22 protein-coding genes and 1 riboswitch are annotated in these 25,855 nt (G+C 53.8%); of the genes, 16 read left to right on the top strand and 6 right to left on the bottom strand.

What is annotated here, in order from left to right; translation table 11 throughout:
- The first annotated feature begins 58 nt into the window (after positions 1 to 58).
- The 9 genes from AMR42_RS18535 to AMR42_RS18495 all read left to right on the top strand — a co-directional run bounded on the left by AMR42_RS18535 (position 59) and on the right by AMR42_RS18495 (position 11,364).
- On the top strand, positions 59 to 865 hold the full coding sequence (locus AMR42_RS18535; protein WP_099535214.1) for an ABC transporter permease: 807 nt from the start codon (positions 59 to 61) through the stop codon (positions 863 to 865).
- Positions 866 to 1,017: 152 nt separating this feature from the next.
- Complete coding sequence (locus AMR42_RS18530) at positions 1,018 to 2,454, top strand: ABC transporter ATP-binding protein (RefSeq protein ID WP_099535212.1); 1,437 nt, start codon at positions 1,018 to 1,020, stop codon at positions 2,452 to 2,454.
- Between the two features lie 111 nt (positions 2,455 to 2,565).
- A complete protein-coding gene (locus AMR42_RS18525; protein ID WP_099535210.1) occupies positions 2,566 to 3,663 on the top strand; it encodes a sulfotransferase family protein in 1,098 nt (365 codons plus the stop codon).
- A 12-nt stretch (positions 3,664 to 3,675) separates the two neighbouring features.
- Positions 3,676 to 4,794 (top strand): glycosyltransferase, encoded by a 1,119-nt coding sequence (locus AMR42_RS18520; RefSeq protein WP_099535208.1) that lies wholly within the window; start codon positions 3,676 to 3,678, stop codon positions 4,792 to 4,794.
- Between the two features lie 149 nt (positions 4,795 to 4,943).
- Complete coding sequence (locus tag AMR42_RS18515) at positions 4,944 to 5,732, top strand: sulfotransferase domain-containing protein (protein ID WP_099535206.1); 789 nt, start codon at positions 4,944 to 4,946, stop codon at positions 5,730 to 5,732.
- Positions 5,733 to 5,862: 130 nt separating this feature from the next.
- Positions 5,863 to 7,221 (top strand): four-carbon acid sugar kinase family protein, encoded by a 1,359-nt coding sequence (locus tag AMR42_RS18510; RefSeq protein WP_099535204.1) that lies wholly within the window; start codon positions 5,863 to 5,865, stop codon positions 7,219 to 7,221.
- 292 nt (positions 7,222 to 7,513) lie between these two features.
- On the top strand, positions 7,514 to 8,740 hold the full coding sequence (locus tag AMR42_RS18505; RefSeq protein ID WP_099535202.1) for a pentapeptide repeat-containing protein: 1,227 nt from the start codon (positions 7,514 to 7,516) through the stop codon (positions 8,738 to 8,740).
- A gap of 338 nt (positions 8,741 to 9,078) precedes the next feature.
- Entirely contained in the window at positions 9,079 to 10,542 is a 1,464-nt protein-coding gene (gatA, locus tag AMR42_RS18500) for an Asp-tRNA(Asn)/Glu-tRNA(Gln) amidotransferase subunit GatA (RefSeq protein WP_099535200.1), read from the top strand.
- Positions 10,543 to 10,575: 33 nt separating this feature from the next.
- Positions 10,576 to 11,364: a sirohydrochlorin chelatase gene (locus AMR42_RS18495; RefSeq protein WP_099535198.1), complete on the top strand. Its 789-nt coding sequence runs from the start codon at positions 10,576 to 10,578 to the stop codon at positions 11,362 to 11,364.
- A 214-nt stretch (positions 11,365 to 11,578) separates the two neighbouring features.
- Here the strand turns inward: AMR42_RS18495 and tkt are convergent, their stop codons facing one another.
- Positions 11,579 to 13,588 carry a transketolase gene (gene tkt, locus AMR42_RS18490; protein ID WP_099535196.1) on the bottom strand — a complete coding sequence of 670 codons (2,010 nt, stop codon included), beginning with the start codon at positions 13,586 to 13,588 and terminating at the stop codon, positions 11,579 to 11,581.
- A 711-nt stretch (positions 13,589 to 14,299) separates the two neighbouring features.
- Positions 14,300 to 14,484: riboswitch (guanidine-I (ykkC/yxkD leader) on the top strand.
- Positions 14,485 to 14,633: 149 nt separating this feature from the next.
- Between tkt and AMR42_RS18480 the strand changes: the two genes are divergently transcribed.
- The 6 genes from AMR42_RS18480 to AMR42_RS18455 all read left to right on the top strand — a co-directional run bounded on the left by AMR42_RS18480 (position 14,634) and on the right by AMR42_RS18455 (position 20,472).
- A complete protein-coding gene (locus tag AMR42_RS18480; RefSeq protein WP_099535192.1) occupies positions 14,634 to 15,812 on the top strand; it encodes an agmatinase family protein in 1,179 nt (392 codons plus the stop codon).
- A 120-nt stretch (positions 15,813 to 15,932) separates the two neighbouring features.
- The gene (gene hypA, locus AMR42_RS18475; protein ID WP_099535190.1) at positions 15,933 to 16,322 is read left to right on the top strand and encodes a hydrogenase maturation nickel metallochaperone HypA; all 390 of its coding nucleotides are present in this window, start codon (positions 15,933 to 15,935) and stop codon (positions 16,320 to 16,322) included.
- A 282-nt stretch (positions 16,323 to 16,604) separates the two neighbouring features.
- Positions 16,605 to 17,333 carry a hydrogenase nickel incorporation protein HypB gene (gene hypB / locus AMR42_RS18470; RefSeq protein ID WP_099535188.1) on the top strand — a complete coding sequence of 243 codons (729 nt, stop codon included), beginning with the start codon at positions 16,605 to 16,607 and terminating at the stop codon, positions 17,331 to 17,333.
- 211 nt (positions 17,334 to 17,544) lie between these two features.
- A complete protein-coding gene (locus tag AMR42_RS18465; RefSeq protein ID WP_199858245.1) occupies positions 17,545 to 18,591 on the top strand; it encodes an ABC transporter substrate-binding protein in 1,047 nt (348 codons plus the stop codon).
- Between the two features lie 70 nt (positions 18,592 to 18,661).
- Positions 18,662 to 19,519 carry an ABC transporter permease gene (locus AMR42_RS18460; protein ID WP_099535184.1) on the top strand — a complete coding sequence of 286 codons (858 nt, stop codon included), beginning with the start codon at positions 18,662 to 18,664 and terminating at the stop codon, positions 19,517 to 19,519.
- Between the two features lie 158 nt (positions 19,520 to 19,677).
- Positions 19,678 to 20,472: an ABC transporter ATP-binding protein gene (locus tag AMR42_RS18455; RefSeq protein ID WP_099535182.1), complete on the top strand. Its 795-nt coding sequence runs from the start codon at positions 19,678 to 19,680 to the stop codon at positions 20,470 to 20,472.
- Between the two features lie 93 nt (positions 20,473 to 20,565).
- On the opposite strand, the gene AMR42_RS20735 is transcribed toward AMR42_RS18455, so the two are convergent.
- The 3 genes from AMR42_RS20735 to AMR42_RS18445 all read right to left on the bottom strand — a co-directional run bounded on the left by AMR42_RS20735 (position 20,566) and on the right by AMR42_RS18445 (position 22,413).
- Positions 20,566 to 20,739 (bottom strand): hypothetical protein, encoded by a 174-nt coding sequence (locus AMR42_RS20735; RefSeq protein ID WP_158234544.1) that lies wholly within the window; start codon positions 20,737 to 20,739, stop codon positions 20,566 to 20,568.
- A 229-nt stretch (positions 20,740 to 20,968) separates the two neighbouring features.
- Positions 20,969 to 22,012 carry a tRNA (5-methylaminomethyl-2-thiouridine)(34)-methyltransferase MnmD gene (locus AMR42_RS18450; RefSeq protein ID WP_099535180.1) on the bottom strand — a complete coding sequence of 348 codons (1,044 nt, stop codon included), beginning with the start codon at positions 22,010 to 22,012 and terminating at the stop codon, positions 20,969 to 20,971.
- Between the two features lie 38 nt (positions 22,013 to 22,050).
- Positions 22,051 to 22,413, bottom strand: a complete 363-nt coding sequence (locus tag AMR42_RS18445) for a response regulator transcription factor (protein ID WP_099535178.1) — start codon at positions 22,411 to 22,413, stop codon at positions 22,051 to 22,053.
- A 329-nt stretch (positions 22,414 to 22,742) separates the two neighbouring features.
- Here AMR42_RS18445 and AMR42_RS18440 point away from each other — a divergent pair, with 329 nt between their 5' ends.
- Positions 22,743 to 23,033 carry a hypothetical protein gene (locus AMR42_RS18440; protein WP_143473179.1) on the top strand — a complete coding sequence of 97 codons (291 nt, stop codon included), beginning with the start codon at positions 22,743 to 22,745 and terminating at the stop codon, positions 23,031 to 23,033.
- A 7-nt stretch (positions 23,034 to 23,040) separates the two neighbouring features.
- Here AMR42_RS18440 and AMR42_RS18435 read toward each other — a convergent pair whose 3' ends face one another.
- Positions 23,041 to 24,309, bottom strand: a complete 1,269-nt coding sequence (locus AMR42_RS18435) for a response regulator (protein WP_099535173.1) — start codon at positions 24,307 to 24,309, stop codon at positions 23,041 to 23,043.
- A 224-nt stretch (positions 24,310 to 24,533) separates the two neighbouring features.
- Positions 24,534 to 25,076, bottom strand: coding sequence for a chemotaxis protein CheW (locus AMR42_RS18430; RefSeq protein ID WP_099535171.1), 543 nt, complete (start codon positions 25,074 to 25,076; stop codon positions 24,534 to 24,536).
- Positions 25,077 to 25,855 lie beyond the last annotated feature (779 nt).

Raw genomic sequence — 25,855 nt, 5'->3', positions numbered from 1 at the left:
CTAGTCTGTACCGTAGGCTGTAGCAGTCCCGGTCTGTGTTGTTCAGAGATGATTGATAATGTTATTACTCAGCGATCAGCAAGTTAAGCAATTGGGGTTGTTGCGTGCTCTAGTTGTTCGAGACTTGGAGGCTAAATATAAAGGATCAAGTTTGGGAAATTTGTGGACGATCGCCCATCAAATTTCCCAAATTTTTATTTATACCTATGTTTTCTCAATTGTTCTCAAAGTTAAGCTCAATCTCGTTGGAGTTGATTCAAATAGCTTTACGTTTGGTCTATGGCTCTACGCGGGACTATTGCCCTGGACTGCGATTACGAATGCCCTTGTTCAAGCGTCTACGGTTGTTTTAACCCAACCGAATCTAGTTAAGAAGGTTGTTTTTCCTTTGGGGTTATTACCCCTTGTTCCTGTACTATCTGCATTTATGGAGAGCTTTGCAGGGTTTCTGCTTTTGGTGGCGATGTTAGCAGTAAGTCACCAGGAACTACAGTTAACTTTAATTTTGATGCCGTTGATTTGGATTCCACAACTATTGCTGACGATCGGGCTGAGTTATTTGGTTGCTGGCTTAACGGTTTTTATTCGAGATTTAGCGCAGTCTTTACTGGTTGTGCTGAGTATGCTGTTTTATTTGACCCCAATTGTTTATCCACTCTCGGCTGTGCCGGTTGAGTGGCGTGATTGGTTGTTGTGGCTGAATCCGGCTGCGGTAGTCGTTGAAATTTACCGAGAGCTGGCGATTGTAGGGCAAATCACGCACTGGGGAGAATGGCTGGCAACGGTTGGCTATTCGCTCGTGGCTTATGTTGTGGGGCGTTGGGTTTATCGCCGGTTGCGGCCAGGTTTTGCGGATGTGCTTTAGGAGACGCTGGATCCGACCGGGTGAATGCATCAATGCTGAGTAGTTTCTGCTAAGGTGTTTGGAACCTGCAAATTCGCGGTTTACCGGATCTGTGTCGCGGTGCGAAGATCTGGTAACTATCCTTGGTTGGAGTCTGACCGTCCTTAGCCCTAATGAACGATATTGTTATTTCGCTTCAGAGTGTTTCCAAGTCGTTTCAGCGGTATGCGAAGCCGGTCGATCGCCTGAAGGAGTTGCTGTTACCAAATCGTCAGCAAGCGAATGCGTTTTGGGCGGTTAAAGATCTCAACCTTGAGGTTCCCCGAGGACAAACCTTAGGCATTGTGGGCCGAAATGGTTCTGGGAAAAGTACAACCTTGCAGATGGTTGTGGGAACGTTGCAGCCCTCCAGTGGTTCTGTGCAAGTGCAGGGGCGAATTTCCGCACTTTTGGAGTTAGGAAGCGGCTTTAACCCAGAATTTACGGGTCGGCAAAATGTATTTTTCAATGCCCAAATGTTGGGTCTGTCACGCCGAGAAGTAGAGGCAAAGTTTGACCAAATTGCTGCATTTGCGGATATTGGCGAATTTTTAGATGAGCCAGTCAAAACTTACTCGAGTGGCATGTTTGTACGGCTAGCATTTGCCGTTGCCATTCATTCGGATCCTGATATTTTGGTGGTTGACGAAGCTCTCTCGGTAGGAGATGAGGCTTTTCAGCGAAAGTGTTTTGCGAAGATTCATGCGGTGCGAGATGCAGGAGGAACGATTCTCTTTGTTTCTCATGGAGCATCGACAATTATTGAGTTGTGCGATCGCGCTATCTTGCTGGATCGTGGTGAATTGCTATTAGATGGTAATCCGAAATTAGTTGTTGATAAGTATCAAAAACTTAGCTATGCTCCGCCCAATAAAGCTCAGGAGCTACGAGAAGAAATTCGGCGCTTAAACGGCTCAGAAGCTAATGTTTTTAGCCACAAAGAACTGACTATTATTGAAAGCATGGCAGCTTCAACGGATCTACTGCAACCGGTTGCGCCCCGGACTCCGCAGAAGCACCTGGGAACAACTCGGCTTAAGGCCTACTTTGATGCTCAGATGCAGCCGCCACAGACAATCGCCTATATTTCTCGGGGCGCGAAGATTCAGGATCCAAAAATTACAACTTTAAATGGCGAGGTGGTGAACTATCTTGTTGGTCGGGATGAGTATCTGTACACTTACACCGTGAAATTTGAGCAAGATGTGACGCAAGTTCGCTTCGGAATGCTCATTAAAACTGTGAGCGGCTTGGAGTTAGGTGGCGCATCGTTGGTGGGGCGTAACTTTGCGATCGAGCAGGTGAAAGCTGGCTCGGTTGCCAAGGTCAAGTTTCGATTTAAGTGTCTGTTAAATGCAGGTGCTTACTTTATGAACGCTGGAGTTTCTGGAACAATTGATGGGCATTTTGGTTATTTAGATCGCTGGATTGATGCGGCCATGTTTAAGGTGCAGGTGGAAGATTTTTCCCATGCTAGTGGCATTATTGATTGGGTAGTGGATCCTGATGTGACGGTTTATGCGGGACCTGCATCTGCCGTGACATTGCCGCTCAAGGCTTCAGAACCGTGAGGGTTTTGAAGGTTTAATTGGTTTAAGGATTGACATTTTTCTGAATCATTTAACCCATCGAGCAATTTTCATCCTACTGGAAGCGTTGCCATAGTTTTTTTAATTCATCTGTTGATTTATTTGTTAATGGTTATGGCTCATTCGGGATCTGGAAATTTACTGCTCAGTAACATGCCGCTGATTGTGGCAGGAATGCATCGATCGGGCACTTCTCTGATGACGGCGGTGGTGGGAGCGCTCGGTGTAGATTTGGGCGATCGCCTGTTAGATGGCGATATTCATAATGCCAAGGGCTATTTTGAGGATGTTGATTTCCTAGAATTTCAACGCCGAATTTTGCAGGAGCGATCGCCTGCGAATGATTTGGGTTGGCCAGATTGGGGCTGGACGGAAAGCGAGCAGCTCAATTTACAAAATCTGGATGCTTATCTGCCGGATGCTAAAGCTTTAATTGCCAGTCGATCGAGTCAAGGATTGTGGGGATGGAAAGACCCGAGAACAACGCTACTTTTAGATTTTTGGGCTGATTTATTGCCCAATGCTCGCTATCTGCTGGTGTATCGATTCCCTTGGGATGTGGCAGATTCAGTGTTGCGCGTCAATCATCCAACATTTGTGGCAAACCCCGATTATGCGCTACGAAGTTGGTATATTTACAATCGATCGCTCCTGCGTTTTTATGAAAAACATCAAGACCAAAGTTTACTGATTAATGTCAACGCTTTTTTAGAAAACCCAGAAACTGGGCTAAAGCTACTACAAACTAAGCTGAACTTAGCTATTCAAGCAGATCAAGCTGAACCCGAAGTTCTTTCTCAAATTTTTGACCCTAAACTGTTTGCAAGCTTGGGTTGGGATTATCCGCTGGCGCGATCGCTCTATACAATTGCGCCGCGATACTTTTCACTCTTAAAAGCCTTAGATCAAGCAGCAGATCTATCCAGTTCTATGCCGGATTGGGTCACTGTTGCGCCCAGTATTGATGACAATCCACCGATTTATGACGGTGTACCGCCAGAACGTGCTGTTTTGTCTCTGCATGGTTGCTTGATTCAGAATAATTTTCGCCATCAACAGGAAATGCATCAACTATCTCAGCAGTTTGCGGAAAAACTAGATCAGACGCAGGCGCAGCTCAAAACGGTTGAGCAATCTAAAGGTTGGCGGATACAGCAAGCTTTGAAACGTCTGAAAGCCAAGTTTGTGTAGGGCGATTAGATCATGAACTCAGGTATGCCTCAACAGGAATTTGTGATTCCTACGGTTGTTGAAAAGCCAGTGCTGTTATCTGTGGTGATTCCCTGCTACAACCATGGCGAATTTCTGAATGAGGCGATCGCCAGTGTGGAAAGCTGTGGCGGGAGTCATTGGGAAATTATTGTTGTGAATGATGGCTCAACGGATCCACTGACTCTTGAGCAACTCTCAGTTCTGAAAGCTCAGGGCTATCAAGTTATTGACCAGGAAAACCAGGGTTTATCGGCGGCCAGAAACTGTGGAATTCGAGCAGCAAAAGGTTGTTATATTTTGCCCTTGGATGCGGATAATTGTGTCAAGCTTCCATACCTGACTCGGGCGATCGAACTGTTAGTGCAACATCCGGAAGTGGGTGTTGTTTATGGCAACCTAGAGCGATTTGGAGCCGAGTCTGGGTTGGTGCAAGTGCCTCGATTTTCAGTGGATTTGCTGCTGCGCGGTAATGCGATCGATGCCTGTGCGGTGTTTCGTCGCTCAATCTGGTCAGACATTGGCGGTTATGACTCCAAAATTCCCGATCAATTGGGCTATGAAGACTGGGATTTTTGGCTTAGTATTGCTGAACGGGGCTGGCAGTTTTTGCACTTGGAAGCGGTGGGGTTTGCCTATCGTTGTCGCCCGGCTTCGATGGTCAGCGGTTGCAATATTCCCGAGCAACGATCGCGCCTGTTTGAATATATTTGTGCCAAACATGCCAAGCTTTACGCAACACATTTTCCAGCGGTATTTGCGGGCAAGGAGGCGGAAAGACTAGCGGCGGTGATTGAGTGTGAGCGGCTGCAAAATGATTTGTTGGATGCTCAAGAGGCGTTAACCCTAGAGCGCGATCGACTGCAACAGTTGCGCGATCGCCAAGTCAGTCACCTGGCTGAGTTAGCTGAGTTGCGACAATCGCAATCGTTTCTGAAAGCAGAACTTGATCGCCTGCTTGTACATTGTGCGGCTCAGTCAGAGCAAATTCAAGCGCAACAAATGCAACTTCAGCAAATGTCTACCACCCTCGAATCAACCCGAATAACGGCACAAATGTCCTGGTGGCAACGGCTCAAAAGACGGCTTAAACGTGGTCTAATGCTTAACTAGTTTTGGGTTAATTTTTGATCAATTTTTGACCAATCAATTCTTTGAAGAGTCTATTCATTAACTCAAAGCCGGTTGCCAGGTTGAAATCAGAAAAATTCCTAACTCATCAACCATTTCAGTCACAAGTAGTTTCAAGAAACTGGTTTAGTATGAAGCCTGACTTTTTAATTATTGGTGTGCAAAAGGGAGGAACCACTTCTCTTTATCAATATTTGCTGCAACATCCTCAAATTCAATCGGCAGCAACTAAAGAAGTCCATTTCTTCGATTTGCAGTGGAACCAGGGAATTGATTGGTATCTGCAACAGTTTCCTGCCAATTCAGAACCTCATGAAATGACTGGTGAAGCCAGTCCCTACTATATTTTTCATCCTTTGGTGGCTCAACGGGCTTGGGAATTTGATCCAAGCTTAAAAATTATTGTTCTATTACGAAATCCAGCCGATCGCGCCCTGTCCCACTACTACCATGAGGTGCGGTGGCAGTTTGAATCTTTGGACTTGGAGGCGGCTTTGAATGCGGAATCGGAACGCTTGGCCGGCGAAGCCGATCGTTTTCTATCTGATCCAGCCTATCAAAGCTATGCCTATCAGCATTACAGCTATGTGGCTCGGGGACGCTACGCCGAGCAGCTCAAACCTTGGCGATCGCGCTTCGGATCTGATCAACTGCTGATTCTGAACAGTGAAAAATTCTACCAGCATCCCCAAGGAACCCTGGCGCGAGTTGTGCAATTCCTAGGATTACCAGCCCATGAGTTTTCAGGATTTACTAAATATAATGCCGGTGACTATCCCACTCCGGATCTCGTAATTTATGAGCGCCTTAAATCACGATTTCTTGAAGCCAATCAAGATCTCAAGCATTACCTAAAGCAGCATTTCCCAGAAACTTGGCAAGCTGAGTTTGCTAATCAATCAGATTGGTTAATTGAATAAGACCCCTTAAAAGCTAATCACCAGCTCAGAAATTTAAGCTCTAGCATCATCTTGCTGCAAAGCGTGATTTTCAGGACTATTGCAGGCAAAATAGAAAGGTTGTCTTGCGATTTTCCCTGAGCGAACCGCAATGTCTAGCGCCTCTCCCTCTGACCGGACCAAAGCGCCCAAAATTATTGTTTTGGACGATGACCCAACGGGATCCCAGACGGTTCATAGTTGCTTGCTGTTAATGCGTTGGGATGTGGAAACCCTTTGTTTGGGGTTGGAGGATGCGTCGCCAATTGTATTTGTGCTGACTAATACGCGGGCTTTGACGGCGGAGGCGGCCGACGCGGTGACGCGGGAGGTTTGTCGTAATTTGAAGCAGGCGATCGCCCAAGTGGGGCTGACGGATTGGCTGGTGGTGAGTCGATCGGACTCAACCCTGCGTGGCCACTACCCCGTGGAGACTGACGCGATCGCGCAGGAGTTGGGGCCCTTTGATGCTCATTTTCTGGTGCCGGCCTTTTTTGAAGGGGGTCGCGTCACCCGCGACAGTGTGCATTATCTGAAGGTGAACGGTGTGGATACCCCCGTCCACGAGACGGAATTTGCCCGCGATTCGGTGTTTGGTTATCGCCACAGCTACTTGCCGGATTACGTGGCGGAAAAGACGGCGGGGCGCATTCCCGCAGACCGGGTGGAGCGGTTTCAATTGGCCGATTTGCGCGGCGATCGGCTGACCCTGGAGCAGCGACTGCAAGCCTTGACCGGGAATAGATGCTGCGTGGTGGATGGGGAAGTGCAGGCCGATTTAAATCAATTTGCGGCGGCTCTGTTGTCTCAGGCAAGCCAGGGGAAGCGATTCCTGTTTCGATCGGCCGCTAGCATCCTGACGGCCTTAGCGGCCCTGCCACCCCAGCCGGTGGCCGCTGAAGCGATGGCCCAGTATGTCCGAGACGGGCGATCGGGAGTGGCGATTGTGGGTTCCCATGTGCGCAAAACCACCGAACAGCTTCAGCAATTGCTGGCGGAGCCGGGGGTGGTGGGCATTGAAGTGCCCGTGGCAGAACTGCAAAGGCCCGATCGCGCTGCCATTGCCGCTAGCCTGTGCGATCGCGCGTTGACAGAGGTGCAGCGGGTGCGTGCTGATGGTAAAACACCTGTGATCTACACCAGCCGCCAGGAGCTGACCTTTGAGACGGTGGACATTCGCTTGGAATTCGGGCAAGCGGTCTCAGCCCTGCTGATGGCGATCGAGCGGGGGCTGCCGGAGGATATTGGTTACCTCATTAGCAAAGGGGGCATTACCTCCAACGACACCCTCAGCGACGGTTTAGCCTTGCGATCGGCTCGACTGCTAGGCCAGATCTTGCCCGGTGTTTCCGTCGTCAAAACCGCCGACCATCATCCCCAGTTTCCGAACTTGCCCGTGGTCTTATTCCCGGGCAATGTGGGCGATGCCAATGCGCTGGCATTGGTCTATCGCCGTCTCAGCCAAATTTAGTGCAATTTCTCGGTCTGAGCGATTGCTGTTCAATCACAGTTCAGTAACTGCTCAGTGACTGCTTAGGTGCTGTTCGGCTTTTGCCCGATCGGTCGCGCTAGCCCAGATTTCCTCGCCCATGACTGGCGATTGAAGGGGCCCGACCCACCAACAACGCCTCGGAGCACTGAAGTACAACAGAAAAAGAATCAGGAGGTTTAAATTTGCCTCAAAACCCTGAAATCTCTTTGAAATTCCCCGATCCCATCCTTTTGCAATTGCCATCGACGATGATCCGACTGAGGAGGACACCTTGACTGACAATCCACGGCTTGCCCTGATTGAACGGATCGCCACCGCGAGACGTGAGTGGCGCTGGGCTAATTCTGAGCTGGTGCATTTGGAAAAAGGGGTGAACGCTTGGAACCACTGGCGCTCTCGTCAGTCGGAGGCGAAACCCGACCTCAGTGGCATTGATCTGCGCGGTGTGGATCTCAAGGGGGTGAACCTGAGCCATGCCAAGCTAATCCGGGCAGATCTCTCGGGGGCGGACTTAACCGGGGCCAACCTGACCGGGGCGGATTTGGGCCAAGCAAACTTGACCCGGGCCAATTTGCAGGGAGCGATCTTGGTCGATACGGATTTGATTTGGGCCAAGTTGGTAGAAACCAATTTGCGCAAGGCTGATTTGCGGCGATCGAAGCCGATCGAAGCGGAATTTATCGGGGCTGACCTCAGCGAAGCGAGCTTGGCCGATGCCAAACTCAGCCGCGCCAGTTTTATGGACGCGGTGCTTTGTCGGACGGATTTCAGTCGATCAAAGTTGCTGGAAGCCAACTTTAGCGATGCCATCTTGGCCCAGTGCAGTTTTGCCGATGCCATTTTGATTGGGGCGGATCTGTGGCGTGCCCAGTTAACCGGCGCGAATCTGACCAGTGCGACCTTGACGGGAGCCAAGCTGAATAAGGCTGATTTCACCCGAGCGAATCTGTCTTCGGCGGATTTGACGGAGGTGGAAGCAAGGGGCGCAAGGTTCATGGGAACAGTGCTGACGGGGGCTTGCATCCAAGGCTGGGAAATTGATTCTGAAACGTCCCTCAGTGACGCGGTTTGCGATTATTTGTACCTGACGAGGGGCGATCGCCTGCCGGAAGGAACCCGATCGTTCATGCCCGGCGAATTTGAGCAAACGGTTCGCAACGAGCTAATGGCGATCGAGTGGACTTTCCCTCAGGGAATTGACTGGTCGGCTTTTGTGAGTGCCTGTCAATCCGTGAGTGCGGTGAATCCCGACTTACAGTTGGGCTTGCAGTCCTTTGAACAGCGCGCCAGCGGAGAGCTGGTTGTGCGGCTGGATGCCACGGGGGCGCGCGATCGGGCGGCGGTGTTCCAGCAACTGCGCACGGCCTATCAGGCGGCCCTGCCTTCTCCCAAGCCTTCCGCCAAGGGAGCACCCCCGGAGCAGGAACCCAGTTGCCATAGCCTTTGGGCGATCGCTCAAACCCTGTCGCGGGTGCAGCATCTGCCCATGGTTCCCTAGGGGCGAGGTTCCCTAGGGGCGAGATCGGGGCGATCGATCCCTGGTTGCCCACCTCCCCAGGGCCGAAATGGAGAAACCACCCGCAGAACCCCCTTTGGGGCCAGGGGGTTCAACAATGGTTTGGTATCCTAGAGACGGCCATCTGTGCAGTCGTCCTATTTTTTCCATCGATTATTGTCAGAATGTTGCCCAGCGGATCTTGTTAACCTCCTAATCAGATCTGGTTTATGGCGCAATTGATGACCCGAATTGATGCAATTGGGCGCTGTGCCGCTTGCCTAATCCATCCGAAAGCCTGAGAATTTTGCAGCCTTTCTACGCATCCTGAAGCATTCCCAATGGCATCCATCCGCGAGCTACACCAACAACTCGTTCGCAAAGAGCGCTCGGCCGTCGAGATCGCCCGCGAAGCGCTTGACCACATTGCCCAAACCGAGCCACGGGTGAAGAGTTTCTTGACCCTCACGGCTGATTTGGCCCTGGAACAAGCCCAGCGTGTGGATGCCAAAATTGCAGCGGGCGAGTCGATCGGCCCCCTAGCTGGCATCCCGATCGCCATCAAAGACAACATGTGTACGCGCGGCATTCGCACCACCTGCGCGTCCAAAATGTTGGATAACTTTGTGCCGCCCTACGAATCCACCGTGACCCAAAAGCTCTTCGATGCGGGAGCGGTGATGGTCGGCAAGACCAATCTGGACGAGTTTGCCATGGGCAGCTCCACGGAAAACTCCGCTTTCCAAGTGACAGCGAACCCCTGGGACTTGGAGCGTGTGCCCGGTGGTTCCTCCGGTGGGTCGGCGGCGGCCGTTGCAGCAGGCCAATGTCTGGTCTCGATCGGTTCTGATACCGGTGGCTCCATCCGTCAGCCCGCTGCCTTCTGTGGCGTGGTTGGCCTGAAACCCACCTATGGCCTGGTGTCCCGCTATGGGCTGGTGGCCTTTGCCTCTTCGCTGGATCAAGTCGGGCCCTTTGGGCGATCAGTGGAAGACACGGCCCTGCTTTTGGGGACGATCGCGGGGTATGACCCCAAAGATTCCACTAGTTTGAATGTGCCGATTCCCAACTATGCCAAGAGCCTGCTTCCGGATTTCCGCCCCAAGAGCAAGCTAAAGGTAGGGGTGATTCAAGAAACCTTCGGTGCTGGCCTGGACGCGGAAGTGGAAAAGGCCGTTGAAGATGCCCTGAAGGTGCTTCAGGAGCTGGGTGCTGAAATTGAGGTGGTCTCCTGCCCCCGATTCCGCTACGGGCTGCCAACCTACTACATCATTGCGCCGTCGGAAGCTTCAGCGAACCTGGCGCGTTATGACGGGGTGAAGTATGGTTTCCGGGCCCCCGGCGAGAACCTGCTTGAGATGTATGAAAAGACCCGCGCCGCCGGATTTGGCTCCGAGGTCAAACGACGGATTGCGATCGGGACTTATGCCCTGTCAGCGGGTTACTACGATGCCTATTACCTGCGGGCCCAAAAGGTGCGCACCCTGATTAAGCAAGACTTTGAGCGAGCTTTTGCAAGGGTGGATGTGCTGATTTCGCCCACGGCTCCAACCACGGCCTTCAAGGCGGGTGAAAAGACTGATGATCCGGTGTCCATGTACCTGTCGGATTTGATGACAATTCCAGTGAACTTGGCCGGTTTGCCTGCCCTGAGCTTGCCCTGTGGTTTTGATCGCAACGGGATGCCGATCGGGATGCAAATCATTGGCGATGTGCTGCGGGAAGATTTGGTGCTGGAAGTGGCCCATGCTTATGAACAGGCAACTCACTGGCATGTGAAACGACCGGAGATCGCCCCCGACTAATGACGCTTCGTTTAGCGGTTTTCGACAGACTCCATGGGCTATCCCCGATCGATTAACGATCCTTCGCGACCGGTTTTGCGTGCCGTGGTGTTAGTAGCCCATGGCAGTCGCGATCATCGTCCCCGTCAAGCGGTGGAGTTGTTGGCGAGTCGGCTTTCGGCAACGCTGGCGGCGGCCAACGTGCGATCGATTGTGGCTGTGGCCCAGTTGGAGGGGGCTAGCACGCCGCTGCATCAGCAGTTAGTGGGGTTCGCCCAACGTGCGCGATCGGCCGGGGCGGTGCGGGTGGAAATCATTCCCCTCTTTTTGTCGATGGGAGTTCATGCCACGGTGGATGTCCCCGAGGAAGTGGCCTTGGCAACCCAGAGCATGGGGCCCCAATGGGGCGATCGATGGCAGCTCTATCCTCCCCTGGGCGTATGGCCCGGCTTAGATCGGGTCATGACGGAGGAGTGGCGCAAGGTTGCGGTGGAGTTGCCGCGCCGGGCTTGGGTGCTGGTGGCCCATGGCAGCCGGAACCCGCTGGGCAATCAATTGGTGGAACAGTTGGCGGAGCAACTGGGCCTCACGTTGGCTTACTGGGCGATCGCCCCAACGCTGCTCGATCGGCTCACGGAGTTTGCCGCTGCCGGCCACCGGGCGATCGGCATCTTTCCCTACTTCCTGTTTGCCGGTAGTCTCACCGATGCCTTATTTGAGCAGGTATATAGCTGGCAGCGCGATCACACCGATGTGGATGTGCAATGGCTGGAGCCGATCGGCCCGGCAGCCTCCTTGGTTCGGCTCATGGCCAGTCAGTTGCTCGACGACCTCAACGACTGAACGCTTTTCTTGGGAAAGCAATTCCTTGAGGAACAAAGTCCAAGCAACCAAAAACAAGACCAAAACGCGAAAAACAAAATCGGGCTAGCCACAAGGACTAACCCGATTGTTTGTTCAAAAAATAAATTGTCGAACGAGATTCAGTGGTCTGCCGGGTCACAAGGGGCCGTGACCCCTTGCAACCGAACATCCAAGCTGAGCGTTGGTGCGGGGATTAGCCGAGCAGGGCCTTAGCCTTGTCTAACACGTTCTCGACGGTGAAGCCGAACTTCTCCATCAACACGCCACCGGGAGCCGAAGCGCCAAAGGTGTCCGTCCCGATCGAAGCGCCGGCCGAACCCACGTAGCGGGCCCAACCGAAGGTCGTGCCAGCTTCCACCGACAACCGCTTGGTGACGGCAGCGGGCAGCACCGATTCCTTGTATTCGGCGCTTTGCTCTTCAAACAGCTCCATGCAGGGCATCGACACCACGCGCACCTTGCGGCCAGCGGCAGTCAGTTGCTCGGCAGCGGCAACGCAGAGGCTGACTTCCGAACCGGTACCGATCAGGATCAGTTCGGGCGTGCCTTCGCAATCGGTGATCACGTAAGCACCTTGGGCTACCTTGTCAGCGCTGGAACCAGCCAAGTTCGGCAGGTTTTGGCGAGTCAGGGCCAGGGCACTGGGGCGCTTGCGGTTAGCCACGGCCACCTTGTAAGCGCCGGAGGTTTCCGTGCCGTCGGCGGGGCGCAGGGTCAGCAGGTTGGGGATGATCCGCAACGAGGCGATCGTTTCCACGGGTTGGTGGGTCGGGCCATCTTCACCCAGGGCGATCGAGTCGTGGGTCAACACGTAGATCACACCGGCTTCCGCCAGGGCCGACAGGCGCATTGCGCCGCGCATGTAGTCTGCGAACACCAGGAAGGTGGCGCAGTAGGGAATCAAGCCCGAGTTGTGCAGGGCGATGCCGTTGCAGATGGCGGCCATGCCGTGCTCGCGCACCCCAAAGCGGACGTTACGGTTTTCGTAAGCGCCCTTTTGGAAGTCGCCGGAGCACTTCAGCTCGGTCAGGTTGGAGTGGGTCAAGTCCGCCGAACCGCCGATCAGTTCGGGCAGTTTGGGGGCGATCGCATTCAGGCAGATTTCCGAATGCTTCCGGGTTGCCACCGCCTTGTCAGCGGGAGTGTAGGTGGGCAGATCCGCATCCCAACCTTGGGGCAGTTCACCGCGCAGCAACCGCTCAAATTCAGCGGCATCAGCGGCGTACTGGGTCTTGTATTGGGCGAAGATGCTGTTCCACTCGGCTTCCAGGCTGGCACCGGTTTCGATCGCTTTCTTCGTCCAACCCTCGGCCACTTCGGCGGGCACTTCAAACTCGCCGTAGCTCCAACCCAAGCTTTCGCGGGTCAGCTTCACTTCGTCGGGGCCCAGCGCCGCACCGTGTACGCCAGCGGTGTTGGCTTTGTTGGGCGAACCGTAACCGATCGTGGTGGTGACCTTGATCAGGGTCGGCTTGTCTGTGACGGCCTTGGCTTCTTCGATCGCCTTCGCGATCGCGGCCAAATCCGTGTTGCCGTTGGTCACGTGGATCGTGTGCCAGCCGTAGGCTTCAAAGCGCTTGCTGACATCTTCGGTAAAGGAAATATCCGTGTTACCGTCGATCGAAATGTGGTTGTCATCGTACAGCGCGATCAGCTTGCCCAAGCCCCAGTGGCCAGCCAAGGAGCAAGCTTCACCGGACACGCCTTCCATGTTGCAGCCATCGCCCAGGATCACGTAGGTGTAGTGATCGACGATCTTGGCATCGGGCTTGTTGAATTTGGCAGCCAAGTGGGCTTCCGCAGCGGCCAAGCCCACAGCGTTACAAATCCCTTGACCCAGGGGGCCGGTGGTAACTTCCACGCCGGGGGTTTCGAAGTTCTCGGGGTGGCCGGGCGTGCGCGATCCCCACTGACGGAAATTTTTGATGTCTTCAATGGTCACGCTGTCATAGCCCGTCAGATGTAGCAGCGCATACTGCAACATACAGCCGTGGCCAGCCGACAATACGAAGCGATCACGGTTAAACCAGTTCGGATTCTTGGGATTGAAACGGAGGAACTGATTCCACAGCACATAGGCCATGGGAGCCGCGCCCATCGGCAGACCGGGGTGACCCGAGTTCGCCTTCTGAACGGCATCGATCGCCAAAAAGCGAATGGCATTAATAGACAGTTCGTCGAGGGATTGGGTAGCGACAGCCATACTTGCTCGAACTCGTTCGACTGGAGAAGGTGAGTGGGGGACAGCGATCGGCGCGCGCCGCGATCTCAAGAAACAGCTAAATCCCGGGGTGTAGAGCGCGCGTCGCAGTAGGCAGATGGACTACGACCGCCCGAGTTAGCCCCTACACTATCTCACCAGAGGGGAATGGGAGCAAGCAGACCGTGGAATTGCTACATGGAGAAGTCTTTGGGAGCCTGAGTGGGGCCCCGGAGTGATTAAAAAAGGTGTGATGACGGGGCGATCGGGACGAAAATTGACCCAGGCAGCGGGCGATCGACCAATTGATTAACCCGCTCAATTAACCCGCGAATTTTCTAACCCGCGAATTTTCATTAATTTGCATCGGTTAACCGGCGCTGATGACCGGTGCTTAAGCTGCGCCGTGCCTAAGCCGCCTTGGGGAAGCACTCAAGAACGTCTTCATGGCCGATCGCTTCAGTGGGTGAAGCTGTGGGTGGATGGATCGGGATGGGAACTGATGGATTTGACGATGGATTTAGCGTTGAGGAGGAGGGTGGTGGGCCATGATTTTTCATGCAGCGAGATGATTCTTAATTGACTGGTAACCTTTGTTGTCATTTTGAGTTGTTATTTTGAGTTGCGATCGGGCTAGTTAATTTGCATCCCGTAGTGGGGGATACAACTTTTGGGTTGGCTTTTGCCTAGGGTATGTTTGAGGGTAAGCTAAACATACATGGCTTCTAGGGTTCCGGCAGCTTCCAGGTAATTCCAAAAGAATTTCAGATCGCTGTGACTGGTCCGAGAGAAGCAAGCTGATGACTCAGTGGCATGACCAGTGGATTTATCCCCAATTCTCTGGCCTTGAAAACCAGCTTTGAGCATCAGCTACACGGCGGGATAAAAGCCCGGGAGGTCAAAGGCACATCGCGTGGATTGCCTGGAACCCCCGGGCTTTGTAGTTCGGATTTTCGGGAAGTTCGCGCAGGTGACCTCAGCCGAATGGAGCGATCGATTCGGCCCCATTTCCGTAGTCATTTGCAAACCCAAACCCCCATCGCGATCGATGAGTATTTTTGAACGTCCCAACTATCAGGGTGGCGAATCCGAAGCAAAACGTGCCTTGGATTTAGAAGCTCGGCTGCCCATGACCGGCTGGCAGCAGGAAGTAGATCAGGCCCTGCGGTTTGGTTTGGAAGCCGCCGACAGCATCAAAGATCGGACAATTTCGACCTTTTCCCGGGGAGAATTGCCGCACTATGCTGGAATTAATACCTTCATGAAAGCGCCCTACCTGGAAGATGTGAACCAGGTGGGAAATTATGACGTGGCCATTGTGGGTGTGCCCCATGATTCCGGCACAACCTATCGCCCCGGAACGCGGTTTGGCCCCCAAGGAATTCGGCGCATTTCGGCTCTTTACACGCCCTATAACTTTGAGCTGGGCATTGATTTGCGGGAACAAATTACCCTCTGTGACGTGGGGGATATTTTCACAATTCCCGCCAACAATGAGAAGTCTTTTGATCAGATTTCTAAGGGAATTGCCCACATTTTTGCATCGGGCGCGTTCCCGATTATTTTGGGCGGTGACCACTCGATCGGCTATCCCACAGTGCGGGGCGTTTGTCGCCATTTGGGGGACAAAAAAGTGGGCATTATCCACTTCGATCGCCATGTAGATACCCAAGAAACCGACCTCGATGAGCGGATGCACACCTGTCCTTGGTTCCACGCCACCAACATTCAGAATGCGCCTGCCAAGAACCTGGTGCAGTTGGGCATTGGCGGTTGGCAAGTGCCGCGCCAAGGCGTGAAGGTTTGTCGAGAACGGGCCACCAACATTCTGACCGTGACGGATATCACGGAAATTGGGCTAGACGCGGCGGTGGATTTTGCCTTGGAACGCGCCTTGGACGGCACCGATTGCGTTTATATCAGCTTCGATATTGATTGCATTGATGCGGGGTTTGTGCCGGGAACGGGCTGGCCGGAGCCGGGCGGGTTGCTGCCTCGGGAGGCGTTGTATCTACTGTCGCGGATTATTCGCCAAGCGCCGATCTGTGGCTTGGAGGTGGTGGAGGTGTCGCCGCCCTACGATATCAGCGACATGACTTCCCTGATGGCAACGCGGGTGATTTGCGATGCGATGGCGAATTTGGTGCTGTCGGGACAATTGCCGCGCCGGGAAAAGCCGTCCTATATCCATGAGGAAGCGCAGATTTTTGAGGATGGCTGGTCTTAGTGGCCCTTTAGTGGCCCTGACGTTTTTGGGGACTGGTCATGAACCTCAGATATCTCGCCCAGTACCCGATATCTCAACCCAGTGCCAGACCTCTAACCCAGTTAAGGAATAGGTGCGCCCATGCATGAAGTCGATATGACCCGATCGCTCGTGTTGACGTTGCGGGATTGGTGGGAGTCCCAGCCCGATCGCCCGCAAATTTCGCGGGTACATCTGCGGGTGGGAGATTTCACCTGCGTGGAACCGGCGGGGCTGGTGTTTGCCTTCGATGCCTATCGAGAAGGGACATTTCTGGCGGCGGCGGAGTTGGTGGTTGAGTCGGTGCCGTTGGTGGCCTTTTGCCACGCTTGCCAAGCGGAATATCGGCCGGAGGTGGGGTTGCACTACGCCTGTCCCACCTGTGACGCGCCGATGGAGGATATTCGATCGGGTCGGGAGCTGAAAATTTCCCACATCGAATACCAGAACGCTCATCAGGAAACCCAAACCGATCGCTGGGCTGCGGCCTAGTGACGCTTCCGAGGGGAGCGCTGCGGTGGCGGTGGCGGATCCCCTCCGGAGGGACGGCATTGAAACGGCTGATCCCAATTTGGTTTAACGCCAATCCACCCTGAGCGGCCGCTTCTGGCGATCTCGAATGCTGGTGTTGCTAGGTCTGGCTATTTTGGGGCGATCGGGCTTTTGATCCTGATTATTGGTTTTCCTTTTCATTGCCTGATTTCTTGCCCTTTTCTTGCCATTTTTTCTGTTTTGTTGTCGTTTTGCTGTTGCTTGCCCTAGGAGTTGATCGCCATGCACCAAACCTTTGACGCGGCCTTGGAAATGAACCTGCTGCACGCCAATCAGGCAGGGGCAGACCACAACCGCGAGCATTTTGACGAGTGGGGAATCACTTGCCTGAACGTGATGAGCAGCCCCGGAGCAGGGAAAACCTCCCTGTTGGAGGCGACCCTGAGCGCGTTGCAATCGGAATTGGCGATCGCGGTCATTGAAGGGGACATGACCACGGAACTGGATGCCGATCGACTGCGGCGGTGTGGCGTGCCGGTGGTGGCGATCAATACGGGGCGATCGTGCCATCTGGATGCGCGGATGGTCTCTGGGGGCATTCATCAGCTCAAGACGTTGGTGGATCCCCAAACGATCGATTTGGTCGTGGTGGAAAACGTTGGGAACTTGGTTTGCCCCGCCGAATTTGAGGTGGGTGAACATGCCAAGGTGGCGCTCCTGAGCGTCACGGAGGGGGAAGACAAGCCCCTGAAATATCCGGTGATGTTTCGGGAGGCCGATTGCTTGCTGATCACCAAAACGGATTTGGCCCCCTATTTGGAGGTGGATCTCGATCGAATCATGGCCAACGTGCGGCAAATCAACCCAGAGGTGGCGATTTTCCCGGTTAGCGCCAAAACCGGCGAAGGGTTAGCCGATTGGTTGAACTGGGTGCGCCAGGCCACGGGGCGATCGATCCAGCCGGCCACGACTCAACCGGGCGATCGGGTCGCCACCCTGGCCACCGCCTAAAACCTTGCAGGGCAGTTCTTCGGAATTGCCCTGTGTTTTTTGGAGGGTAAGGATTGAGGCAATCTTGTTTGCTCAATTTCTGGTTCTGGAGCCGATGGCCTTGAGTTCCCTTGTTTTAAGTCCCCTAATTTTGAATTTCTCATCTTTCTGTCCATTCACGAAAACCTCTGAAAGCCCCTGAAAGCCTATGAATGCCCTCAAGCTGAACGCCCTGAAACGTCGTCGATTGCTCAGTTGGTTGGGCTGTTTTTTGGCCGCCCTGTTTCTGTCCATTAGCTGTGCGCCCGCGCCTGACTCCGGTGGCAGTCCCAACGGCACTCCCGGCAGCACCACCGCCCCGATCGTCCGAATGGGTTTTAGCGTTTGGCCCGGTTGGGTTCCTTGGCAGGTGACCCAAGACGCGAAAATTTTCGATCAAAACCAAATCAATGTGGATTTGAAATGGTTTGACGGCTATTTAGATTCAATTAACGCCCTGAATGCGGGGCAGTTGGATGGCAATGCCCAAACCCTGAACGACACGATTAGTTCTTTGGCCGCTGGGGCCGATCAGGTGATTGTTTTAACCAATGACAACTCCACGGGCAATGACAAAATTATTGTCAGTGCTGAGATTAAAACAATTGCTGATTTGAAAGGAAAACGGGTTGCCGTTGAAGAAGGAACCGTTGACCATTTCCTATTGCTCTTGGGCTTGAAAAAAGCTGGCTTGGCTCCGGAAGATATTCAAATTCAGCCGTTGGAAACTGGCGCGGCAGCGGCGGCTTTTGTGGCCGGTCAGGTGGATGCGGTGGGCGTTTTTGCACCCTTCACCACGAAGGCCTTGGAGCGACCCGGCAGCCGTGAACTCTTCAGTTCTCGAGACTTCCCGGGAGCCATTTCCGATCACCTGGCAGTTAGCCGCAAGCTAGTGGATGAGCAACCGGCGGCCGTGCAAGCTTTGGTGGATAGTTGGTTTGCCACGTTGGATTACATTAAGCAAAATCCCGAGAAATCCTACAGCATCATGGCCCAACGGGCGGGAGTTTCCGTTGAGGAATATCGGGAATATGAAGCAGGAACCAAGATCTTTACCCTGGAGGACAATTTGAAGGCCTTTCAGCCGGGAAATGATCGCTCTTCGTTGGTGTTTGCTGCCCAAGAAATTTCGGACTTTTTAACCAGTTCTGGATTGGCAAAATCGAAGCCAAATCTGAACAAACTTTTTGACGATCGCTTCGTGAAGGCCTACGCCGCCAAACGCCAACCGGCAACCTAGGGCGAGCCTGTCATCTGCTGCCCGATCGCCCCTTTCATGGCCCTGCAAACTCACCCTCTTTCCTCAGACCATGACTTCCCATGTGCCCATTCCCCACAATCCGCCCCTAGTGCGCGATCCGGGGCCCGCTCGGATGCTGCGCCCCAGCACCTTTTGGACGATCGCCGATCCGATTCCGTCCCGGCTCAGTTGGTCGTTGATGGGGTTGTCGATCGGGGTGCCCTTGGTGCTGTGGTGGCTGCTGGCCAGCACGGGCTGGGTGCGGCCCCTGTTTTTGCCCTCTCCGGCCCAAGTGGTGGGGGCGATCGGGCAGCTTTGGAACAGCGGCGCATTGCCCAAGGATATTCAATTTAGTCTGATGCGGATTTTGGGTGGGTTTGCCCTGGCCACGGTGATTGCAATTCCCCTGGGCACTTTGATGGGCACATTCGCCAGCATTCGATCGCTCTTGGAGCCGATCGTGGGCATTGTTCGCTACATGCCCGCCACCGCCTTCATTCCGTTGTTGATTTTGTATTTCGGCCTCGGAGAAGTGCCCAAAATTCTCTTGGTTTTTATTGGCACACTCTTTTTCAATACCTTGATGGTGATGGACTCGGTGAAGTTTGTCCCCAAGGAAATGATTGAAGCCACCTATACCTTGGGCGGCAACCGATTACAGGTACTTTTTCAAGTCATTTTTCCTTACATCACCCCCGGAATCATCGATACCTGCCGGGTGAATATGGCGGCGGCTTGGAACTTGGTGATTGTGTCGGAATTGGTGGCGGCTACGGAGGGCTTGGGGCGGCGAATTAGCGTGGCTCAACGCTTTTTGAAAACCGACGAGATCTTTGCGGGCTTGATTGTGATTGGTTTAATTGGCTTGGCGATCGATATTTTGTTTCGGATGTTTTTGCGCTTTTCCTGTCGATGGGCGGTGAAATAATCCCACAGATGAAAAACAGTCATCCCTCGATCAAGCTAATTTGAACTGAGCGCAGAATCAATGGACACAGTAATCGCCCGATTGAATTGATTGGAATTAATTGGAACTGAGTGCGGAATTCATGAGCACAGGATCAATGAGTACAGAATCAATGAGCAATGCATCTAGAAGTCAAGCATTTGTATAAGCAATTTGTCACCCGTCGCGGCCCGGTGGTCGCCCTCAAAGATATTAATTTGCATGTGGAAACGGGTGAATTTGTCTGTGCGGTGGGTGCGTCCGGATCGGGAAAATCCACCATGCTGCGAATTGTGGCGGGGCTGGAGCAACCCACGGCGGGGGATGTGTTGGTGGATGGGCAACCGGTGACGGGGCCGGGAGCCGATCGGGGCATGGTGTTCCAAAGCTACACGCTCTACCCCTGGATGACCGTTGAGGAAAATATTGGTTTTGGGTTGAAGTTGCAGGGGGCCCCGATTGCCGATCGCTACGAACAGTCCCGGTATTACATGGATGTGGTGGGATTGTTGCCCTTTGCCAAGGCCCTGCCCAAGGAGTTGTCCGGTGGGATGAAACAGCGGGTGGCGATCGCCCGGGCCCTGGCTTCCCAGCCAAAGATTCTGCTGATGGATGAACCCTTTGGGGCGCTGGATGTGCAAACCCGCGAGTCGATGCAGGGTTTTCTGCTGGAGCTGTGGCGCAATACGGGCACTACTATTTTGACCATCACCCACGACGTGGAAGAGGCGGTGTTTTTGTCGCAGCGGGTCTATGTGATGAGTGCGCGGCCGGGCACGATTCGCCGAGAGTTATCGATCGAGCTACCGGCGGAACGGGATGAGGCCCTGCGGCGATCGAGCGCTTTTCAGGACTATCGCTACCAAATTTTGGATCTGTTGCGACAGACGGAATCCACCGCTCTAGAACTGACGGCCCCACCTCAGTCGGCCTAGGTTTTAGGCGACGGGGTGCGCTCTGGGCTAATTAATCCCCAAATTTGGGTAGATTTGGGCAGGTTTGGGCAGATTTCGGCCACCGCGCCATGTTCAAGACTCATCCACAATCCGAAAGCCCAGAATGCCCATGCCTAAAACCCCGACAAAGTAAACCATGACTGCCAGCACCGGACTCAGCTCCCACAGGAAATGCGTCAAGGCATAAAGCAGCGGAGTGAGCAGCAGCAGCGCCAAGAAAATTTCAGGAAGCTTCAAATAATCCATAGACCAGATCGTTACCTATCGTCGCAACGTCGTTCAACCAGACTAATGCAACTCTGTGGCGGATCAGGATTTCCGCACGGGTGTTGTTCGATTGTGCCAGTGGCTCTCTGGGGCTTGAGCGAGCTGGCGGTGAACTGATGGGTTAAATAACTGATGGGTTAAATGATTTTGGATATTTGGTGCAGTGCCTGGTGCGATGAATGCCTGGTGTGATTAATGCTTGGTGTGATTAATGCTTGGCGCGACAATCGCCAAACCAGCGACGCTTCCAGCGGGATGTGGGTTCAAGGGGCGATCGCGCCTGTTCTTGGTTTTTGCGATCGAGGATCGTTGCCGCATCGTCGGTCAAGTGGGGATCGCGGTAGGGCACGGCGGCCTTGGTTTGCAAATGTTCTTGTTCTTGGGCTGAAAGGGGCGGTAAATCTAAGGGCACAAAGGCCGCCACAGTTCCGGGCCAGCGCCGGCCAAAGGGAACCGTAGCCCCCAATTGCAACCCCGCTGCCAACAGGGCCGATCGCACCGCCGCCGCGCAGGAATAGGTGGCCAAGCGGCCGTCGGGAGCCAAGCAGCGGCTCACCATTCCCAAAAATTCCACCGTCCACAGTTGCGGACAGCGGGGGGGTGAGAAGGGATCCAAAAACACCGCATCTGCCCGAAAACCCCGATCGAGGACGGGCCGTAAGGTTTGCCGCGCATCCCCCCACAGCAGTTGCCCGCGAAATTGGAGGGTTGGCGATGGGCTGGTGATTAATTCCGGGGTGATTAACTCCGGGGTGCTGAATTTTGGAGTGACAGAGGCCGGAGCCGGCCAAGCAGCTTGCCCCTGTTCTGCCAGATCGGTTAGCAATTGGGCGATCGCCCCGAGGATGGGTTCCGCCAACCCCAACGCTGCCCCAGCCGATCGCGCCGTGGCCAACAGGTAAGGCAAAGCCGCCCTTGTGGCCACTGGATCCAGTTCCAAGCCCACCCACTCCACCGCACAGGCCGGATTGAGGGCCCAGAGGGCGGTGAGGGCGGCCGCCGTGTTGTAGCCCAAGCCATAGCAGACATCCAGAATCCGAATCACCGGTTGACTGGTTGCCCGTTGGGGTAAATGGGTGGGTTCCACAAACTTACTCAGCGCCTCTTGCCAGGCCCCTTGGCGGCTGTGGAAGGTTTCGCCAAACCGCTCTGAGCGAAAGGTCACAGACCCGTCCGCTGTGGGTTCGATCGACAAATTGCCATTTTCAGCCGAAACCCAATCGATCGCCCCTTCAACCACCCTGGAATTCATCCTGCTCGATTACCAATTTCGCAAGTCAACGCAATCCGCTAGGGCACAAAGCGCCGCACCGTTTGCATCAGCTCATCTGGATCGACTGGCTTTCGTAAATAGGCATTGGCCCCCAACATCGTGCCCCAGGTTTTGTCTACGTCCGTTCCCTTCGTGGAACAAATCACAACGGGAATGCTTTTGGTGGCTTCGCTTTGCTTCAGTTGCCGACAAATTTCAAAGCCACTTTGACCGGGCAAAATCACATCGAGAACAATCAAGGCGGGCTTTTGGGTGTCCAAAACCTTCTGGGCTTCTTCCCCGCTGCCCACGGCCACCACCGTCAAACCAGCGTCTTGCAGATATCGAATCATCACGCCGCGATCGGTCGGGCTATCTTCAACAACCAAAATCGTTTGCATAGGGAGAAGGCTGAGAGGAGGAGTTTGAAAGGATGATGCTTCGTTAACTTGGAGCCAACCCTGAGTGTCAACTCCGAGTCAATTCGTCGTCAACTTGGGGCTAACTTGGGGCTGACTTTGGGCTACCGCTGGACTAATTCTGAGTCAATTTTCGGTCAATGATGAGTCGAAAAACAGAGCCAATCCAACAGAGCAAACAGCGGTGAACAGAATAGATAGACTAAGCAGAAAAGTATCAGTCAAGCAGCAAATTTGAATTGCTAACGCTTGAATGGCGATCGACCCAATGATGATCGACCCTCATCCCAATTGGAGAGCAAATCTCCATCGTGCATTCTAAGCGTTTACTGCGAGGGGTCAAGGGATTGATTCACGATGGAAACCTGAGTCATTTCATGGCCCAGAATGGGGCGGGAATCGCGAACCTTCTGCCTTTTCAGGCATCGAAAATTGCTTGGCGGTGGAGTCAGCATGGGACATGGGGGGCGAAACAACAGCAAAAATCGAGAGGGGATGGGGGCGAGACCGTGCCAAATTGGTTCAAAAAATTTCAAAAAACAGAGATTTCAGGCATTGATCAGCCGAAAGTGCTGAAAAGCGAGCTTTTTAGCTCCAAATGAGCAATTTTTAGCCCGTTTTGGGGTTCAAGCTGGCAGCCGTTGCCCCAGCGGGACTATTCACCGGAGCGGTGGCGGCGCTCAGATATTTTTGAATCAGGGTCAAAATTTTTTCGGTTTCAACGGGTTTGCTGACAAAATCCGTGGCTCCCACCACTTTGGCCCTGACGCGATCGATGATGCCGTCACTGCCGGTCAGGATGGCGATCGGGATATCCCGAAACAGGGCCACCCGCCGAATTTGGGCACAAATTTCGTAGCCATTGGCCACGGGCATAATCAAATCCAGAAAGATCAGTTTGGGCTTGCGCTCCAGCAGCACCGTGAGCGCCTGGGTGGAATCCTGGATGCAAAGGGGAACATAGCCTGCCTGTTCAATGATTTGGCTCATGGCTGCGCAAACCTGGGGGCTGTCGTCAATGCAGGCGATGGTGGCGGCGGTGGCGGTAGTGGCAGCGGCAGGGGTGGGGACTGTTTGGCGGCGATCGCTCGATCGACCGTTGCCCTCTGCTCCCGGCGTGGGAAGCACCACCAAGGATGGCAAATCCTCGATCGGGTGCAGATCAATAATGTTGCGGCGAATGTAGGGAACCAGCGATCGGGTAATGGTGGGCACGTCCTTCCGCATCAGCACCGCCAGATCGCGGACGGTGCGTTGGCCATCGATCGCCAAGGCCAGTTTTTGATAAACCTCCGGGGCCAACCGTTCCCGCAACTGATCCGTGCTGCGAATGGCCAAGGCCCAGTCGGGATGAAAATCGACCAGTTGGGCTTCTTGCCAAGCAGCCCAGGCCTGGGCCGCTTCCGTAATTGCCGCATGGCTTTTCACCGTCACCGAAGCCATCTTCAGCACGTCCAGGGGGTCGTAGGGCACTTCAGTTCCCACTTGCACCGCGCCGCCGGTTTGCCAAAGCAAATCAAACACCGCCTCGGCAATCACCCCATTCACCACCTGGCAAAACAGTTCCTGGGACAGAACACGGCGGTGCAACAACACCATTAACAGACTGTAGTTTTGGGCCGCAAAAGCATCCCCTTCCCGCAGTGCAAAGCGCTTTTGTTTGATGCTGGGACAGACGGCCTGCAACAGGCGCAGGGTGCGGCGGTTATCGCTTTTGCCGTCATCGACCCAAAACAAACGACCGAGACAGAAAAAGAATGACCAACGCTGTTGATTGCCTTTGGTGGGAACTAGGGTGATTTGACCGGTGAACTGTTGCTGTCGGTATCGATCGAGCGATTCATTCAGGGTGTTGGGGGTCGCATCGTCTGGAGTCATGGTCAAAGTTGGGGTTGGCGGGCCAAGCGCACAGGGGCGATGTTATGGAAGAGTCATGCGGTTATGGTTGGTCTCATGCACCCGATCGAAATTGACGATCAGAATCGAAATTATAAAAATTATCGAAAATTAACGATTCCGATGGTCAAAATTGACGATCACGATTGATTCCACGATCGAGCAATGAATTGAGCTGGCGTTTGCCGGTTTGTTTTGCTGATGTCTCAACTGGCTGAGCCTGGGGAGCCGGAAGCTGTTGTGCCCATGACACTGTTGGCTTGGTCGAGGGCCTGGGGCAGGCTGAGCAAGAAGAGGGTGCGTGGGGTGGTGTCTGGAGACAGCACAACGGCACATTGGGCCAAGTGAGCCAGGGGCGATCGCTCAAAGCGGGCCGGCAACGGCAGTACCTGATCGCGCGGCAGGTCGATCGAGTCCGGTGGCGAATCCGTGGGCAGTCCACAGAGCGTGTTTCCCGATCGAGCAATCACGAGAAATTGGCCCATGCCCTTGGGCGATCGCTCCGGACAATCCAGCAGCAGAGCCAAGTCCAGCACCTGAATGAGCTGACTGTCGATGTAGACCAAGCCCGATCGACTCCAATCACCATTGTCCAGCGGCGGACAGTGCGTCACCTTCAGCACCACCGCCATTGGCAGCGCGAACTCATACCCACCGGAGCGAAAGCAAATGGCCCGAATGGTGGGTAACTCTCGGGCACGGGAGCGGCCGGAAGCCGCCGTGGGCCCCGTCAAATTAGTTGACAGCATCGTTCCGTTCTTCTCCGTTGCGCCATCGCCTTGGGGTCTAAAGACTCGATCGCCCAGTGGTCAACCCTCATCACCCGTCGCCCGATCGAGATTCCAAAGGAATCATGATCGATTGCGGCTTGGGCGATTGGTTGGATTGATCACGATCTTGACTAACGATTAGGAAATCCACCGCTAGCCCTCTCAAGTCAGGCAATCTTGAGTTAACCAATCCGGTCAACGTTGCTTAACTATTCACCCTACTTTTACCCTACCCAAAACAGCAATCAATTGAATCGCCTTTTGAGATAGAAATTTGCCAGTCCCTAGCCCTTCCTGGGCAGCTTGGGTTAAACCAGGAATCGCTCGCATTTGACCAGAATCTTGGCGTGAATGGGTTGACTGGTGAGCGCTTGGGATGGATCAGACTCCTACCGCGAACCGTTGAGAAAAGTCTGCGTAGTTTGATGTATGCAATGATGCCAACTTGACCATAATTCACCGAAAAACCAAGAAAGGCACAGGCAAAACCAGACCTAAATGCTCAAAGGTAAAGTTTTGAAAATTGCAATGCACCCCAAAGCAAAATTGGCTGTGATGAATTATTGTGGCTGATTTTTTGGGCTGATCTCCTTGGAATTTTCCGCAACCATTTCTCCTCACTTTCGTAGTTGATTTGAATCGGTCAGCATCAACCAGCATCAACTGGGAGTAGCTTGGAGCGGTTTGGATTGATTTTTGCCTGATTCGGGCGAATTTGTCAGAGCAAGCGATGAGCCTTTAAGTCCATTCTAGGCAGA

The sequence above is a fragment of the Limnothrix sp. PR1529 genome (assembly GCF_002742025.1).
Taxonomy (GTDB): Bacteria; Cyanobacteriota; Cyanobacteriia; order CACIAM-69d; family CACIAM-69d; genus CACIAM-69d.
Note: the sequence above shows the minus strand (reverse complement) of the source record. Positions and strands in the feature narration are given on the sequence as shown.